Origin of the sequence: Sedimentitalea sp. XS_ASV28 (genome assembly GCF_041224545.1) — a bacterium.
Lineage (GTDB): Bacteria > Pseudomonadota > Alphaproteobacteria > Rhodobacterales > Rhodobacteraceae > Sedimentitalea.
On record NZ_JBGFGP010000172.1, the window covers coordinates 1 to 15,337 of the forward strand.

At 62.3% G+C, this 15,337-nt stretch carries 16 protein-coding genes; 9 read left to right on the forward strand and 7 right to left on the reverse strand.

What is annotated here, in order from left to right; all coding sequences use genetic code 11:
- Window positions 1–136 precede the first annotated feature (136 nt).
- Window positions 137–421, reverse strand: a complete 285-nt coding sequence (locus AB9K34_RS21375) for a hypothetical protein (RefSeq protein WP_369956612.1) — start codon at window positions 419–421, stop codon at window positions 137–139.
- A gap of 331 nt (window positions 422–752) precedes the next feature.
- Here AB9K34_RS21375 and AB9K34_RS21380 point away from each other — a divergent pair, with 331 nt between their 5' ends.
- Window positions 753–1,766 (forward strand): glycosyltransferase, encoded by a 1,014-nt coding sequence (locus AB9K34_RS21380; RefSeq protein WP_369956613.1) that lies wholly within the window; start codon window positions 753–755, stop codon window positions 1,764–1,766.
- Between the two features lie 3 nt (window positions 1,767–1,769).
- On the opposite strand, the gene AB9K34_RS21385 is transcribed toward AB9K34_RS21380, so the two are convergent.
- Window positions 1,770–2,537, reverse strand: a complete 768-nt coding sequence (locus AB9K34_RS21385; RefSeq protein WP_369956614.1) for a FadR/GntR family transcriptional regulator — start codon at window positions 2,535–2,537, stop codon at window positions 1,770–1,772.
- Between the two features lie 136 nt (window positions 2,538–2,673).
- On the opposite strand from AB9K34_RS21385, the gene AB9K34_RS21390 reads away from it, so the two are divergent.
- Window positions 2,674–3,081, forward strand: coding sequence for a hypothetical protein (locus tag AB9K34_RS21390; protein WP_369956616.1), 408 nt, complete (start codon window positions 2,674–2,676; stop codon window positions 3,079–3,081).
- Window positions 3,082–3,223: 142 nt separating this feature from the next.
- Window positions 3,224–6,679, forward strand: a complete 3,456-nt coding sequence (smc, locus tag AB9K34_RS21395) for a chromosome segregation protein SMC (RefSeq protein WP_369956617.1) — start codon at window positions 3,224–3,226, stop codon at window positions 6,677–6,679.
- A gap of 24 nt (window positions 6,680–6,703) precedes the next feature.
- Here the strand turns inward: smc and AB9K34_RS21400 are convergent, their stop codons facing one another.
- From AB9K34_RS21400 to AB9K34_RS21410, 3 genes are read right to left on the reverse strand one after another with little or no spacing between them, the layout of a single operon-like run.
- Window positions 6,704–7,873, reverse strand: coding sequence for a lytic murein transglycosylase (locus tag AB9K34_RS21400; RefSeq protein WP_369956618.1), 1,170 nt, complete (start codon window positions 7,871–7,873; stop codon window positions 6,704–6,706).
- 29 nt (window positions 7,874–7,902) lie between these two features.
- On the reverse strand, window positions 7,903–8,826 hold the full coding sequence (cbiB, locus tag AB9K34_RS21405; protein ID WP_369956619.1) for an adenosylcobinamide-phosphate synthase CbiB: 924 nt from the start codon (window positions 8,824–8,826) through the stop codon (window positions 7,903–7,905).
- Complete coding sequence (locus AB9K34_RS21410; RefSeq protein ID WP_369956620.1) at window positions 8,823–9,785, reverse strand: threonine-phosphate decarboxylase; 963 nt, start codon at window positions 9,783–9,785, stop codon at window positions 8,823–8,825. Before AB9K34_RS21410 ends, cbiB begins: the two co-directional genes overlap by 4 nt.
- Before the next feature lie 193 nt (window positions 9,786–9,978).
- Between AB9K34_RS21410 and AB9K34_RS21415 the strand changes: the two genes are divergently transcribed.
- Window positions 9,979–10,341, forward strand: coding sequence for a response regulator transcription factor (locus tag AB9K34_RS21415; protein ID WP_369956621.1), 363 nt, complete (start codon window positions 9,979–9,981; stop codon window positions 10,339–10,341).
- Here the strand turns inward: AB9K34_RS21415 and AB9K34_RS21420 are convergent.
- On the reverse strand, window positions 10,323–11,312 hold the full coding sequence (locus tag AB9K34_RS21420) for a glutathione S-transferase family protein (RefSeq protein ID WP_369956622.1): 990 nt from the start codon (window positions 11,310–11,312) through the stop codon (window positions 10,323–10,325). The two genes, AB9K34_RS21415 and AB9K34_RS21420, sit on opposite strands and share 19 nt — an antisense overlap.
- Window positions 11,313–11,521: 209 nt before the next feature.
- On the opposite strand from AB9K34_RS21420, the gene AB9K34_RS21425 reads away from it, so the two are divergent.
- On the forward strand, window positions 11,522–11,872 hold the full coding sequence (locus AB9K34_RS21425) for a hypothetical protein (RefSeq protein WP_369956623.1): 351 nt from the start codon (window positions 11,522–11,524) through the stop codon (window positions 11,870–11,872).
- On the opposite strand, the gene AB9K34_RS21430 is transcribed toward AB9K34_RS21425, so the two are convergent.
- Window positions 11,873–13,045, reverse strand: coding sequence for a MalY/PatB family protein (locus AB9K34_RS21430; protein ID WP_369956624.1), 1,173 nt, complete (start codon window positions 13,043–13,045; stop codon window positions 11,873–11,875).
- Window positions 13,046–13,136: 91 nt separating this feature from the next.
- On the opposite strand from AB9K34_RS21430, the gene def (AB9K34_RS21435) reads away from it, so the two are divergent.
- Genes def (AB9K34_RS21435) through AB9K34_RS21450 form a run of 4 tightly spaced genes read left to right on the forward strand, consistent with a single transcriptional unit; the run spans window position 13,137 to window position 15,337 of the window.
- Window positions 13,137–13,655 carry a peptide deformylase gene (def, locus tag AB9K34_RS21435; RefSeq protein WP_369956625.1) on the forward strand — a complete coding sequence of 173 codons (519 nt, stop codon included), beginning with the start codon at window positions 13,137–13,139 and terminating at the stop codon, window positions 13,653–13,655.
- Between the two features lies 1 nt (window position 13,656).
- Window positions 13,657–14,154: a peptide deformylase gene (def, locus tag AB9K34_RS21440; protein ID WP_369956627.1), complete on the forward strand. Its 498-nt coding sequence runs from the start codon at window positions 13,657–13,659 to the stop codon at window positions 14,152–14,154.
- 22 nt (window positions 14,155–14,176) lie between these two features.
- The gene (fmt, locus tag AB9K34_RS21445) at window positions 14,177–15,082 is read left to right on the forward strand and encodes a methionyl-tRNA formyltransferase (RefSeq protein WP_369956628.1); all 906 of its coding nucleotides are present in this window, start codon (window positions 14,177–14,179) and stop codon (window positions 15,080–15,082) included.
- Window positions 15,083–15,091: 9 nt separating this feature from the next.
- The gene (locus AB9K34_RS21450) at window positions 15,092–15,337 is read left to right on the forward strand and encodes a hypothetical protein (protein ID WP_369956629.1); all 246 of its coding nucleotides are present in this window, start codon (window positions 15,092–15,094) and stop codon (window positions 15,335–15,337) included.

Below are 15,337 nucleotides of genomic sequence, written 5' to 3' on the forward strand. Positions count from 1 at the left end.
CCGTCGGCATGCCCGCCTCTTGCTCCTTGATCATCCCGATAATCTGCGCCTCGGTAAAACGGCTCTTTCGCATTCGTCTGCTCCTTCAAGGTTGGGCAGACTCTACATCATGATGAGGGATTTCGCGGGGGGCAGGTCAAACGTTGTATTTCGAGCCCACCGTACCTTCGATATATGTTTTCACGAACTCCTTGTCCGACGTGAACATTCGCTCGGGGCTTTCGATTTCTGGACCGGATTTGATCCGATAGAGAACATCGTTAAACAGCATTTCCTTTCCGGGCCAACGATCATGTTGGGTGTAGAATTCGTGCAGATAGGCCAGCCGGTCTCCCCACCGATTATATGGCAAATGTTTGGCAAATGGTCTCGTCAACTCCATGTAGAGTTTTCGTCGCCAGCTCCTTCGGGGTTCGTTCATGTGGGTTGGCCCCATAGATGTTTTTGCAACGTGAGTACTTCTCGTGCGAGTGAGGGTCCTTCGGGAGACGTAGACAACCAAGAATGTCGTCTCTAATAGCGTCGCAGGCAAAGGCGGGGCAAGTGTGCACATGAATTTGAACATAAATCACATCTGCACCACTCTGAATGGCGGGGCGGGGATCGCTGCGGGGCGATTGCATGCTGCTTGTGTCGCCGGAGGGCTAGCGTCGCGGATGACCGTCGCGCAGGGCGCGGCTCGGTCCGATATTTCTGTATGTCTGCCAAAACGAGGTCTGCGCCGGACGTTGCAACGCGAGGTTGCGCGGCATATGCGCAGAAGGCTGGAAGCGCAGGGGCAAGGCATGATTTCGCTTGGTCTGGCGCAGTCCGGTCTGGCGCGGGAGTTGAACAGCCAGCCACGTCAGCTTCTCAACCTGCATTGGGTGAATTGGGACATGATTTCGATCGCCGAAATAGGGGCCCTGCAGCACCCGGTGATCTGGACCCTTCATGACATGTGGCCCTTCTGCGGGGCAGAGCATTACACCGAAGGCGAGGATTGGAAGACCGGTTACGCCAATGTGGGTGGGGTGCATCGTTGGGTCTGGCGTCGCAAGGCGCGGAACTGGCGCCGCCCGATACGGATCGTTACTCCGAGTCGCTGGCTTGCGGATTGTGTCCGTGACAGCGCATTGATGCGAGACTGGCCGGTGCGCGTGATACCCAATGCCATCGACACTGATTTCTGGAAGCCCATTCCGCGCGCTCGGGCGCGGGCGATGCTGGACTTGCCGCCGGACGTTCCATTGGTTCTCTTTGGCGCAATGGGAGGCAGTAGCGATCCTCGAAAGGGGTTTGAGCATCTGAGACAGGCGTTGATGCGTTTACATGCTCGGGAGCGCATCGTGCAATTGCTGGTGTTCGGCGGTGGCGAGGTCGGCGCGGACCTGCCATTTGTCATCCACCAGCCGGGAGAGGTGAAGGATCCGGAACTGCTACGCGCGATCTATGCCGCAGCGGACGTGTTTGCGTTGCCCTCGCGGCAGGACAACCTGCCCAACACCGGGGTTGAGGCTCTGGCGTGCGGCACCCCGATTGTCGGGTTCGATATCGGTGGGATGCCCGATCTCGTCGTGACGCCGGACCAGGGGTATTTGGCAAGGCCGTTCGAGGCGGAAGACCTTGCGCGGGGCCTTTCCGAGGTCTTGGATCGGCAGACAACAAATCTCGGCGATTCCGGCTCGCAGATGGCAGAGGCGGCGCGTGCCCACGCGCTGGCCACCTACTCAGCGCCAAGGGTGGCGCAGCAATATAGGGCGCTTTACGAGGAAATTTGGGAGTGAAACTCAGTCCATGCCCGCCTGATGCTGCAGGCGTTGTTGCGCGATGCTTGCATTTCGGTCGGCGCGGCGTTGATCATTTAGAGCCTGCTCAACGTAGTCCATATGCGCCACGACGGCCGCGCGGGCGGCGGATGGGTTGCGGGCCTGAATGGCGTCATTGATGGCGCGATGCTGGTCAAGCAGCGCATCGCGGCTGGTGCGTTGTTCAAAGATGACCTGCCGGTTGTAGAACACGCCATTGCGCAACAATTCGAACATTGACCGCATCATGTGGAGCATGACGACATTGTGGCTCGCATCCATGATGGCGTTGTGAAACTGGGCGTCGAGATCGGCGTCGGCCTGTGCGCTGCGCCGTTTCGGGCTGGCCATACGGTCGAACACCGTCTGGATCACCGCGAGGTCACTCTCGGTTCCGAGCCGCGCTGCGCGTTCCGCGGCCAGTGCCTCGATATCGCGCCGAAATGAGAGATAGTCGAACACCGCCTCGTCATGCCGGGCAAACAAATCGACGAGCGCGGGGGAAAACGCAGAACCAAGCACCTCGGCAACGAAAATGCCGGAACCCGCGCGGGAACAGAGCAACCCCTTTCCCTGCAGTTCGGCCACCGCATCCCGCAGGCTCGGCCGTGACACGCCAAGCCGTTCCGACAGTTCGCGCTCGGAGGGCAGGCGCTCGCCGGGACGCAGAATGCCTCTGAGGATCAGTTCTTCGATCTGGCGCACGACCGCGGTCGAGAGCTTTTCCGTCTGGACTTTCTGAAACGGCATCTGCTGACCTCTCTGATTGGTAAAATATTATGACCAGAGCGTGGCGGGTTTCAACCGGCATCCGTTGCGGGTCGGCAGCACGGATCTGGCGGGCCGCGTAACGGTTCATTTACGGTGTTTGCTGCAAGATCGGCTCATGCTTCGTCTGGTCTTGCTCCTGTTGCCCTGGCTTGGGGCATGCAACGCTCCGGCGTCGTATTTCCACGGCATCCCGGCAACGCGTGTCACCGTGGCGGGCAGTATATTCGACATACGCGTGCGCGGGGATCTGGCCGAGGCCATTCGGGTCAACCCGCAATATGCGCCCCGTCCTGGCCCGCTCCCGGCAAAGGCGCGTTTTGCGATGGCACAGGTCAGCGGTTGCAAGGTCGTGCGCGTCCGCGGGGACCAGGCGCAAATGACCGGCGAATTGTCCTGTGGTGAGCGGTCGCCTGATTGGTCCGGCTTGCCGGCGCACGTGTCCTACAGCTGCGTTCAACTGAGCACGTGGCTGCAGGATGTGCCCGGAGCGCCGTATTACGATTATGATTGCGATCCCTATTGATCCTGGCGGTTTCACTTGATGTCTCATCAATATATTGTGGAAAACTCCGCCGATTTGCCCAGATACTGCGCAAACGCGTTGACTCGAGAGGGGGCAAGGCGGCACATTTCGGACTCAGGCAGGAATCACGACAGGTCCGACAGTGCGCTTTACCAAACTCCGACTGACCGGCTTCAAGAGCTTCGTTGACCCGACCGATCTGATCATTGCTGATGGTCTGACCGGGGTGGTGGGGCCGAATGGCTGTGGCAAATCGAACCTGCTCGAGGCCCTGCGTTGGGTCATGGGCGAAAACCGTCCGACCGCGATGCGGGGGGGCGGCATGGAAGATGTGATCTTTGCCGGTGCCGCCACCCGCCCGGCGCGCAACTTTGCCGAGGTTTGCCTGCATATCGACAATTCGGATCGTCTTGCCCCTGCGGGGTTCAACGATGCCGATACCGTGGATATCGTGCGCCGGATCACGCGCGATGTGGGAAGCGCCTACAAGGCGAACGCCAAGGATGTGCGCGCGCGCGACGTCCAGATGCTGTTTGCCGACGCCTCGACGGGCGCGCATTCGCCGGCGCTCGTGCGGCAGGGCCAGATCGCGGAACTGATCAACGCCAAACCCAAGGCGCGGCGTCGGATTCTCGAAGAGGCGGCGGGAATATCCGGACTGTATCAACGGCGTCACGAGGCCGAACTGAAGCTCAGGGGCGCGGAGAGCAACCTTGTGCGGGTGGATGACGTGCTCGAACAACTGGCCACCCAGCTTGCCCAGTTGGCGCGTCAGGCCAGGCAGGCGGCGCGCTATCGCACGATCGGCGAGCAGTTGCGCCAGGCGGAAGGCATGTTGCTGTACAGCCGCTGGAAAGAGGCCGATGCGGCGCGGGCGGCTGCCGAGGATGTGCTGCGCGAGCGGACGGTCGAGGCCGCACAGGCCGAGGCTGCGGCGCGTCAGGCGGCCAGATTGCGGGCGGAACTGGATGATGCGTTGCCGCCCCTGCGCGAGGAAGAGGCGATTGCCGCAGCGATTCTCCAGCGTTTGCAGGTGCAACGCGATACGCTGTCGGATCAGGAAAGCCGCGCGAGGCAGACCATTGACACCTTGACCAGCCGGATCGAACAGCTGGGCCGTGACATCGACCGCGAGGCCGGCCTGAACCGCGACGCCGACGATACGATCGAGCGGCTGGACTGGGAGTTGCGGGAATTGCGCAAGGCCGGCGAAGGTCAGGACGATCGGCTCGCCGAGGCGGCCGAACTGGCACAGGAGGCGGCGGCGGTTCTTCAGGCCCGCGAGACCGATCTTGCCCAGCAGACCGAAGATGTGGCGCGGCTTGCCGCGCGCTATCAATCGGCGCAGCGGTTGCTTGAGGACAGCCGCAAGACCCAGGCCAAGTCCGAGGCGGAAGCCGAGCGTGCGCGGGTGGCGATGGCCGAGGCGCGCGCGGCGGTCGACAGGGCGGGACAGGAACTGGACCTCGCCACCGAGGCCGAGGCGGCAGCGGTCGAAGCGGCGGCAAATGCCGAAGAGATACTGACCCAGACCGAAGCGCAGCGGGCAGAGGCGCATGACCGCGAGGCCGATGCGCGCGCCGAACGGTCCGAGGCGACCGGTGAGTTGAACGCCTTGCAGGCCGAAGTCACCGCGCTGAGCAAACTGTTGGAACGGGATACCGCCGAGGGCGGGCAGGTTCTCGACCGGTTGCAGGTCGAACAAGGTTTTGAAAAGGCGCTTGGCGCCGCGCTGGCCGATGATCTGCGCGCGCCCGAGGTCGAGGGCGACGGGCCGTCCGGATGGACCGTGTTGCCGGATTATCCTGAAACGCAGATGTTGCCGGGCGGGATCACGCCGCTCTCGAACCACGTATCGGTGCCCGAGGTATTGCAACGCCGGATGGGGCAGATCGGCCTCGTGGCGGCCGATGACGGACCCCGTTTGCAGGCGGATCTGAAGCCCGGCCAGAGGCTGGTGTCGCTTGATGGTGACCTGTGGCGATGGGATGGATTCCGCGCATGGGCAGAGGATGCGCCCAGTGCGGCGGCGCTGCGCTTGCAGCAACTGAACCGGCTTGAAGAACTCAAACAGGCGCTGGCGCAGGCCACGGCACGGGCCGAAGGGGCCGCACAGGCGCATGAGGCGTTGACCCGGACATTGAGCGATCTCGCCGCGGCGGATCAGTCGGCCCGCGCGGCGCGCAGGGATGCCGACCGGGCGGTCACGGATGCCGGACGTGCGCTCAGCCGGGCCGAGGCGGACCGCAACCTGGCGCAGGGCAGGCTCGAGTCGCTCGGGCTGGCCGTGTCGCGCCATGAAGAAGAGGCGATGGCCGCGCGCACGCAACTGCGCGAAGCCGAGCGGGCGCTGGACGACCTGGGCGATCTCGACGCGGCGCGGGCGGCGGCGGAAGATATCAAGATGACGGTCGAAGCAAGCCGGATCACCATGATGTCACGCCGTTCCGCGCATGACGAACTGCGTCGCGAAGGCGAGGCCCGCACCCGGCGCAGTCAGGAGGTTACCAAGGAACTGAGCGGCTGGCGTCACAGGCTGGAGACGGCGGGAAAGCGCATATCGGAACTCGCCGAGCGCAAGCTGCTGTCCGAACAGGAACTGGACGAAGCCAGCGCCGCCCCCGAGGAAATCGCCATCAAGCGTGAAGAGCTGTCGATCGAGATCACCAAGGCCGAGATGCGTCGGACCGAAGCCACCGATGCCCTGTCATCCGGTGAAGGGGCGCAGCGGGATGCCGTTCAGGCCGAGCGCGAGGCCGAACGCGCCGCGTCGGAGGCGCGCGAGGCGCGGGCTCGGGCCGAGGCGCGGATGGAAGCCGCGCGCGAAAGTGTCGCTCATGCCGCGGAACGGATCGCCGATGAGCAGCAACTGACGCCCAGCCAGCTGTTGAACCAGTTGGATGTGAACCCGGACCAGATGCCCGATGCGGAAACGCTTGAGGCAGAAGTCAGCCGGCACAAGCGGCAACGCGATGCGTTGGGCGCGGTCAACCTGCGTGCCGAAGAGGATGCCAGGGAAGTTCAGGAAGAACATGACGGGTTGCAGCGCGAAAAATCCGACCTGGAAGAGGCGATCCGGACCCTGCGCAGCGGCATTGCCAGCCTGAACCGTGAAGGCCGCGAACGGCTTCTGACGGCATTCGAACAGGTGAACAGCAATTTTTCGCTGCTGTTCAAGCATCTGTTCGGCGGCGGCGAGGCAAATCTGGTGATGGTGGAAAGCGACGATCCGCTCGAAGCGGGGCTTGAGATCATGTGCCAGCCGCCGGGCAAGAAGCTGAGCACATTGTCGCTGCTGTCCGGTGGCGAACAGACCCTGACCGCGATGGCGCTGATCTTTGCGGTATTCCTTGCCAATCCGGCGCCGATCTGCGTGCTGGACGAGGTGGACGCGCCACTGGACGATGCCAACGTGACGCGGTTCTGTGACCTGCTCGACGAGATGTGCCGCCAGACCGATACGCGGTTCCTGATCATCACGCACCATGCGGTCACGATGAGCCGGATGGACAGGCTGTTTGGAGTCACGATGGCGGAGCAGGGGGTATCGCAACTGGTGTCGGTTGACCTGAAGAAGGCCGAGACACTGGTGGCCTGAGCCACCGCTGCCAAACGCGCGCGGCTAGAGACGAGACAGCAATGTCTCGGTTGGCCAGGCGTCGGCGGGCAGGCCCAATCGCGCCTGCTCGGCCTGCACGGCGCGGCGGGTGCCTGCGCCAAGGATACCGTCGATTTTTCCGACATCATGGCCGCGCGCGTGCAGCTTGGTCTGCAATTGTTTCATCTGCTCACCGCTCAGGCCGGGATCGGGTGTTCCGGCATCATAAATCTGCGCGCCTTCCAGCCGGGTAGCGAAATAGGCCGCTGTCAGAACATAGACAAAGCTCTGGTTCCATTCGAAATAGACGTTGAAATTGGGATAGGCGATAAAGGCTGGGCCCTTGTGCCCCTGCGGCAGGATGATCGAGGCGGCCAGACTGTCCGACCCAAGTTTGCCCTGTCGCGCGCTGACGCCGAGCGCGGTCCATTCGGCGACGGTTTTGGTGTGATCGATGCCGGTTTGTGACCAATCCAGCGTGGCGGGCACCACAACCTCCTGCAACCACGGTTCTCCGGCGCGCCAGCCCAGATTGGCCAGCATGTGCCCACCCGACATCAGTGCATCCGGGGCGGACCGTTTGAGAGAGACATGTCCGTCGCCATCTCCGTCGATGCCGTTTTCAAGAATGTCGCTGGGCAGCATCTGAACCATGCCGATTTCGCCCGCCCATGCACCGGTGGTCCGGGTGGGGCTGAAATCGCCGCGCTCATGCAATTCCAGCGCGGCGAAAACTTGCGGCCGAAACAATTCGGGTCGACGGCAATCATGGGAGAGCGTCAGCAGTGCATTCAGCGTGTTGAAATCACCCTGCACCGCGCCGTAGTCGGTTTCAAACGCCCAGAAGGCCAGAAGCACGCCGCGCGGCACCCCGTATTCGGTTTCGATGCGGTCAAAGACGCGATCGTATTTCTGCGCATTGCGGCGGCCTCGATCAATACGGTTCTGCGATATCAACCTGCGCGAAAACTCGATGAAGGGTTTCTGAAACACGCCTTGCGCACGATCCGCGCGCAGCACCCGCTGGTCCGGTCGGGCCGAGGCAAAGAAGGCATCCACGGTTGCAGGATCATGCCCTGCATCTATCGCCTCGCTTTTGAGCGTTGAGACAAAGCTGGAAAACGATCCGCCGCACGTCGCATGTGCAGGGCTTGCCAGCATCGATGCCGACAGGATTATGATGGGAATGCGCATTGTCTGGCCTGTTGGAACTGAAACTCGGCTCAGACTAGCGACAGGAGAGGTAGAGTTGCAATCGCCACCACAACGAGCAACAGCGCCCAGACGCGCCAGAGGATTGCAACCGTCGCGTCGATCTCGTCCGCGCCGATATCCTTGCGCGCGGTTCCGTTGACCCAGGCGAGTTGCCGGACCTGGCCGTCATAGCTGCGCGGTCCGGCGAGCGCGAGATCAAGGGCGCGTGCCATGGCAGCTTCGGGCCAACCCGCATTGGGCGACCGGTGACGGCGGGCATCCTGCACGATTTCGGGCCATTGGCGCAACTGACCCGTGAGCAGGGCAATCATCAATCCGGTGAGCCGCGCCGGGATCAGGTTCAGCAGATCGTCAAATCGTGCCGCTGCCCAACCAAAGGCATGATACCGGTCGTTGCGATAGCCGATCATGCTGTCGGCGGTGTTCACGATCTTGTAGACGAACAACCCCGGAAGCCCGGCGACCAGGAACCAGATGGCGGGTGCGATCACCCCGTCGCTGAGATTCTCGGCGGCGCTTTCGATGGCGGAGCGCGCGACCTGCGGTTCGCTCATGTCCCGGCAGTCGCGGCTGACGATCAGGGCGACAGTTTCGCGCCCCTCTGGCAGCGAGCGGCGCAGCGCATCTGCGACCGCCGAGACATGCTGCACCAGCGACTTCTGCGCCAGCAGGATCGCGGCGCAGAGGATCTCCACGGGCAGGCCGGCCAGGCTCAGCAGAAAACCGGCTGTCGCCGCGGTCGCGACCAGGATCACAAGCGCACATACCCCCTTTAGCCGTCGCGCTGCGCCATGGTTCAACCACCGCTCCAGCCACGCGACGGCACGTCCGGCAATCACCGCAGGGTGCGGGAGCCGTGACCATAGCCAGTCGGGCTCTCCCATCAGCGCGTCGAGGATGAGCGCGAGGAAAAGGGCGAGCGCGGTGCTCAAACCGCGTCTGCCAGACGGTGCCATCCTTCGGGCGGTGGGAGTCCGAGCCGCAGCAGGGTGTGCGAATAGGGGAAGATGCGTGACCAGACATGATGGCGCGCGAGCCTGTCCTGCCAGGCGGCCGCGTCGTCGACGGAATAGAGGCGGAACAGGTCAGTTCCCCCGGCGATCTGTGCCCCGCCTGCGGTCAGGATGTCATCGAGCCGTTTGGCATCGCGGCGCAGGCGCGTGCGCGTCCGGCTGGCCCATCCGGTATCCCGCAATGCCACTGCACCCGTGCGCAGGGCGGGACCGGACACCGGCCAGGGGCCGAGCATCTCCGACAACCGCGCGATGGTTTCCGGTGCGGCGATGGCAAAACCAAGCCGCAGACCCGCCAAACCCCAGAACTTGCCGAAACTCTTGAGAACGATCCGGCCGGGCTGGTCGGCGAGGCGAACAAGGCTCGTCTCTGGTGTCACATCACAAAAGCTCTCGTCGATCACGGTGAGATCGGAATCTGCGTCGGCGTCCTGCCAGATCCGCCCGTCCGGGTTGTTCGGATTCACCAGCACCCGCGCCATCGCCGGGCCATCCTGCACGACGTGCCAGCCGTTCGCCGTGAACGCCGCCGCGTGTTCATTGTAGGTCGGCGTGGTTATTCGGACCCGCGCCGCCGGGACGAGCGCGGGAATGCGCGCGATCAGGGCAGACGCCCCGGGCGCCGCAAGAATGTCCGCGCCATCAGGAACCGACCAGAACGACCGCGCGGCCTCGGTCAGTGCGCTTTGCGCGGTCTCGTCGGGAAGGGTATTCCAGTCGCGTGCGGTGAAATCCGGCACTGCGTATGGGACAGGGTTGATCCCGGTGGAAAGATCGATCCAATCGTCCCGCTTGCCGCCGTATCTGTTCACGGCAGCGTCGATTCGTCCGCCATGGTCGCGAACAGAGCGTTTCGTTTGCCTTGACGGATGAGACATCGGTTGGTTCTGCACGTTCCGGTGGATTTTTTTGATGTTCAAGCGGATTTTCGCCGGAATCACAAGGATGATGTCGTAGGGTGAACGCCCATTTTCCAATGTTAAGGTTTTGTTAAGAGAATGGGAACATCAGTCTAATCAGGGGTAGAGGCACCGCGGAAGGTATCAATAAGAACAGTGCCCGGGTGATATTATGAAAGTGCTTATTGTAGAAAGCAGACCTGAATTAGGTCGGTTGTGGCGTCGACATCTTGAGAGACAAGGTGCAGAGGTCAGTCTGGTTCACAGTCAGGAGGCGGCGATCATGTCGCTCTCTGCCGAGGAATACGAGATCATCGTGCTTGATCTCGTGCTCGACCACGGCAGCGCGCTCGCGGTTGCGGATTTCGCAAGTTATCGGCGTCCGGATGCGCGGGTGATCTTTGTCACCAATACCAGCTTCTTTTCCGACGGGTCGATCTTTGCCCACTCCTCGAATGCCTGCGCCTATGTCCAGAGCGAAACGCCGCCAGAGGATCTGGCGGCGATGGTCGAACATTACGCCGCGCCGCGTTGATCGCGGCGATGCGGTTCTGACCAGTCGATGATCGGGTTGATCGGAATGATCCGGTTCGGATTTATGGTTTCGTGGCTATAATGATAGTGGCGCACGATATGCTGCATGTTGACGGTCGGGGCGACCCCCGGCCACTGGTACAACTCGCGCGTATAGGCCCAGAGGTTCGGGTAATCGATCAATCGCTTCCGATTGCATTTGAAATGCAGGTGGTAAACGGAATCAAAGCGCAACAGCGTGGTGAGCAGGCGCCAGTCCGCTTCGGTCACCCTGTCGCAAAGCAGGTAGCGGTTGGATGCGAGGCGCTCTTCCAGCCAGTCCAGGCTGTCGAAAAGCGGGCCAACCGCCGCGTCATATGCTGATTGGCTGGTCGCGAAACCGGCCTTGTACACGCCATTGTTGACGGTGTCGTAGATGCGGGTGTTCACCTCTTCGATGTCCCCGCGCAGTTCCTCGGGCCAGTAATCGTCGCTATTTCCCGTCAGCCCGTCAAAGGCCGAGTTGAACATGCGGATGATCTCGGCGCTTTCGTTTGACACGATGGTTTGCTGTTCACGATCCCACAGGACCGGCACCGTCACGCGGCCGGTATAGTCTGGATCGGCGCGGGTATAGATCTCGTGCAGATAGTCGGAGCCGAAAAGGTCGTCGCCGGTTGCGCCGTGATCGTCCTTTTCGAATGTCCAGCCGGTTGCCAGCATGTCCGGATGGACCGCGGAAACAGAGATATGTTCGTCGAGCTGCTTGAGTTGCCGGAAGATCAACGTGCGATGAGCCCACGGGCAGGCATAACTGACATAGAGATGGTATCGACCGGATTCGGCTGCAAACCCGCCACGCCCTGTCGGTCCGGGCGCGCCGTCCGGCGTTACCCAGTTGCGCAACAACGATCCGGCGCGGTCAAAGCTGCCGTCCTCTGTCACCGTGTTGATCTGCGCGTCCTGCCAGACGCCGTTTACCAATTGTCCCATCACCTGTCCTCCTTGTTTCCCGGCTTGAGGTAGTGCCGCGCAGGCCATGCGCCAAGTGAACGCAGCGCGCAGGCACCCTGCATGGACGCACAGGCCGCGGAACCATTTCGCAACACATGCGGGCCGTAAAGGTCACATCAGTCAGAAAAGGGTTTGAATAATCGCATTCGGGCGGCAGGCTCGGATCGCAACCTGGGGAGGTCTGGCACGTGTCGACATATGTTTCTGATGATCTGCGTTTGCAATTGAATGCGGCGCGCCTTGCAGCGCTCAAGAAGGTGAGCCGGCTTCGCGTGCATGTGGGGGAGGCAAGGTATCCGGTGTTGCGTCGCTGGAGCAACGGTTTTTCCGTTGAGGAAGAGACCGCGCCGATGTTGCGCGGTCTTGTCGATCTCTATGACGGCGAACGCCATCTCTATCAGTGCCTGATCATCGCGTCGGAATCCGGGGCTGGCGAGCGGCGATACGAGTACAAGCGCAGCACCGCAGCGACCGACAAGGCACCGCTGGATCACTATCGTGAAATCACCGCGCCTGCCGGCCTGTTGCCGCGCGACTGACTACTGCAAATCCGCGAATGCCTCGCGCAGCCGGTTGCAGGCGTCCTCGATCCGGTACCGTTGCGTCGCCAGGTTGAACCGCTGGAACTGTGCGCCGCCGGTGCCGAAACCCGGGCCGGGCGAGGTCGCGATCCTTGCGTCCCGGCGCAACCGCTTTTCGATTTCCGCATCATCCATGCCGGTTCCCGAAAAGTCGACCCAGGCAAGGTAGGTCGCCTGAAGCGGCATTGACCAGAGACCGGGAATGGCCGCGATCGTGTCATCAAACAATTTGCGATTATCATCCAGATGCTGCATCTGCGCGTCGAGCCATTCGGCTCCCTGCGGGGAATAGGCGGCCTCGACCATCCTGACCCCGAGGGCGCCCGGTCCGTAGTCAAGCGTGTTGAGGCGCTGGCGCATCGTCGCGCGCAATTCGGGATCGGGGATGATCATGTTTCCGGTCCGCTGTCCCGCGATATTGAAGGTCTTGGAGGCTGCAGTCAGATAGACCGTTCTGTCTCGGGTCCCGGGGCTGGCGATATCCATCGGCACGAACGTATTGCCGGCATAGACCAGGTCGTGATGAATCTCGTCGCAGATCACGATCAAGCCGTTGCGTTCGGCGAAAGCTGCGACGGCGCGCAATTCCTCCGCGGTCCAGAGACGGCCCGACGGGTTCTGCGGCGAACACCAGATCAGCAGCTTTTCGTTTCCGGTCAACCGGCTCTGGGCGTCGTCGAGATCGAGCACATAGGTATCGCCCTCGCGGACCAGCGGGCATTCGACAACCTGTCGCCCGGTCTTTTTTATCTTGGCCGCGAATTCGTGGTAGACTGGCGGGAAGATGACCGCGCCGTCGCCCGGCTCGCTCCAGACATCAAGACAGAGTGCAATGGCGTTTCCAAGGCCCTGGGTGGTGAGCACCCAATCGGTTTCAATCTCCCAACCATGGCGGTTCTGCATCCACCACTGCACGGCGGAGAGGTATTCCGGGTACTCCCAGGAATAGCCGAAAACCCCGTGCTCCGCAGCCTGGCGAAGCGCATCGATCACGCACGGCGCGGTGGGATAATCGGAATCGGCGGTCCACATGGCCAGACCGTCATCGGCGGATACGCCGAACAGCGCGTCCATCTTGTCCCACTTGCTGCTCTGGGTTCCACGGCGGTCCACGGGATCGTTGAATGTCATGCGGCTCTCCTTTTTTGCGGCAGGCTATCCGGTTTGTACGGGGGCGCAAGGGGCGTTGCGATATGTGGGGGGATCGCCTAAATGAAACGGCATGAAAAGGCCCATTCTGATCCACCCCGACCCGCGCCTGAAAAAGGTTTGCAGCCCGGTTGACGATATTACCGGCGAGCTGAGCACGCTGGCCGATGACATGCTGGAAACCATGTATGACGCGCCGGGCATCGGTCTCGCCGCGCCGCAGGTTGGTGTGTTGTACCGGCTGATCGTGCTGGATTGCGTCAAGGAAGAATGCGCGGCCCCGCGGCCCATGGTGATGTTCAACCCAGAGATCGTCGCATCGTCCGAAGAAACCAGCGTCTATGAGGAAGGATGCCTGTCGATACCGGAGCAATATGCCGAGGTGACACGCCCAGCCGAAGTCGAAGTCGCCTGGATCGATCAACAGGGAAATCCGCAGCAACAGACGTTTGATAGGCTCTGGGCCACCTGTGTGCAGCACGAGATCGATCATCTGAACGGCAAGCTCTTTATCGATTACCTGAAACCGCTCAAGCGGCAGATGATCACCCGCAAGATGCAAAAGCTGAAACGCGAACGGGCCCGCGCCTGAGATGGCTGTGCGCCGATGTATTCCCTGGCCGGACAAGCGGCTGCGGGCGGTCGCGGATGAGGTCGACGCGATCACGGATGACATCCGTGCACTCTGGACCGACATGATTGACACGATGGAGGCAATGCCCGGTGTCGGGCTTGCCGCGCCGCAGGTTGGCGTGATGTTGCGGCTGGCTGTCGTCGATGGCTCTACCGAGCGGGGCAGGGCGGTGCGGCTGGCCAATCCGGAAATCCTGCATGCGTCGGTCGAACTGCGCGAACACGAAGAGGCGAGCCCCAACTTGCCCGGTGTTTCGGCCAGGATCAAACGTCCGCGCGCCGTGACCGTCCGCTATCTGGACGACAGCGGAATGATCGCCCGCCGCGATTTTGTCGGCATCGAAGCGACCAGCGTGCAGCACCAGATCGACCATCTGAATGGTCGTTTGTTTTTCGATCACCTGTCCAAGGTGAAGCGTGACATGCTCTTGCGCAAGGCAAGGAAACGCGCGGGTTGAGCGCCGCCTGAGGAAGACCGAGATGCGCATCATCTTCATGGGAACGCCCGATTTCTCGGTGCCGGTGCTGGATGCGCTGGTCGAGGCCGGGCATGACATCGCAGCGGTTTATTGCCAGCCGCCGCGCCGCGCCGGACGCGGAAAAAAGGAACGGCCCAGCCCGGTCCAGCTTCGGGCCGAGGCGCTCGGACTCACGGTTCGTCATCCGGTCTCGCTGCGCGATGACGCCGCAGTGTCGGAGTTCTGCGCCCTGCAGGCCGATATCGCGGTTGTGGTCGCTTATGGTCTCATTCTGCCACAGCCGATCCTAGATGCGCCGGCGCGCGGCTGCCTGAACATTCACGCCAGCCTGTTGCCACGCTGGCGCGGTGCCGCGCCGATTCATCGTGCGATCATGGCAGGCGACGCCCGGACCGGCGTCTGCATCATGCAGATGGAGGCGGGGCTGGACACGGGGCCGGTGCTGCTGCGCGCCGAAACCGACATCGGTGCCGAAGAAACCACCTCGGCGCTGCACGATCGACTGTCGGCAATGGGCGCGGACCTGATCGTTCAGGCCCTGCAATCGCTCGACGCCTTGTCGCCCGATCCACAGCCGGAAACCGGAGTGACATATGCCGAAAAGATCGACAAGGCAGAGGCCAGGGTCGACTGGACGCGGCCGGCGGTCGAGATCGACCGCCTCATTCGCGGATTGTCTGCCTTTCCAGGCGCCTGGACCGAGATCGCGGGCCAACGTGTCAAGCTCTTGGCATCGCGACGCGCGGCGGGCTCGGGGACACCCGGCATGGTGCTGGACGATGGGTTGACGATTGCGTGCGGAAACGGGGCGGTTTCGCTGCTGCGCTTGCAAAGGGCGGGCAAGGGCGCGCAGTCTGCAGAGACATTCCTGCGCGGATGCCCGGTGCCCAAAGGCACCCAACTTTAGGAGAGCGTCATGTTTCCAACACTGATAGGGACGGTGGTGATCGCCGGTATCGTCGGCTATGTATCGGAAAAGACCGGCTTTACCCGCAATGGTTACGTGCCGTCGATCATCATCTGCGCCGGTGGTGCATTCCTCTTCTATTTTGTCCGGTTGATGTTCGGGATCGGGTTCGGATCGCCCGGCCTGAATGCGATTCTGTCTTCGATCGGGGCTTTGATCATCGTGCCGACCCATTGGCGGCAGGGCGGGCGGTGA

What these genes read in the sequence shown, in the direction of transcription:
- AB9K34_RS21375 (WP_369956612.1), bottom strand. Translation starts at nt 421, where the DNA reads ATGAACGAACCCCGAAGGAGCTGGCGACGAAAACTCTACATGGAGTTG.
- AB9K34_RS21380 (WP_369956613.1), top strand. Translation starts at nt 753, where the DNA reads ATGCGCAGAAGGCTGGAAGCGCAGGGGCAAGGCATGATTTCGCTTGGT.
- AB9K34_RS21385 (WP_369956614.1), bottom strand. Translation starts at nt 2,537, where the DNA reads ATGCCGTTTCAGAAAGTCCAGACGGAAAAGCTCTCGACCGCGGTCGTG.
- AB9K34_RS21390 (WP_369956616.1), top strand. Translation starts at nt 2,674, where the DNA reads ATGCTTCGTCTGGTCTTGCTCCTGTTGCCCTGGCTTGGGGCATGCAAC.
- AB9K34_RS21400 (WP_369956618.1), bottom strand. Translation starts at nt 7,873, where the DNA reads ATGCGCATTCCCATCATAATCCTGTCGGCATCGATGCTGGCAAGCCCT.
- AB9K34_RS21410 (WP_369956620.1), bottom strand. Translation starts at nt 9,785, where the DNA reads ATGTCTCATCCGTCAAGGCAAACGAAACGCTCTGTTCGCGACCATGGC.
- AB9K34_RS21415 (WP_369956621.1), top strand. Translation starts at nt 9,979, where the DNA reads ATGAAAGTGCTTATTGTAGAAAGCAGACCTGAATTAGGTCGGTTGTGG.
- AB9K34_RS21420 (WP_369956622.1), bottom strand. Translation starts at nt 11,312, where the DNA reads ATGGGACAATTGGTAAACGGCGTCTGGCAGGACGCGCAGATCAACACG.
- AB9K34_RS21430 (WP_369956624.1), bottom strand. Translation starts at nt 13,045, where the DNA reads ATGACATTCAACGATCCCGTGGACCGCCGTGGAACCCAGAGCAGCAAG.
- def (WP_369956625.1), top strand. Translation starts at nt 13,137, where the DNA reads ATGAAAAGGCCCATTCTGATCCACCCCGACCCGCGCCTGAAAAAGGTT.
- def (WP_369956627.1), top strand. Translation starts at nt 13,657, where the DNA reads ATGGCTGTGCGCCGATGTATTCCCTGGCCGGACAAGCGGCTGCGGGCG.
- fmt (WP_369956628.1), top strand. Translation starts at nt 14,177, where the DNA reads ATGCGCATCATCTTCATGGGAACGCCCGATTTCTCGGTGCCGGTGCTG.
- AB9K34_RS21450 (WP_369956629.1), top strand. Translation starts at nt 15,092, where the DNA reads ATGTTTCCAACACTGATAGGGACGGTGGTGATCGCCGGTATCGTCGGC.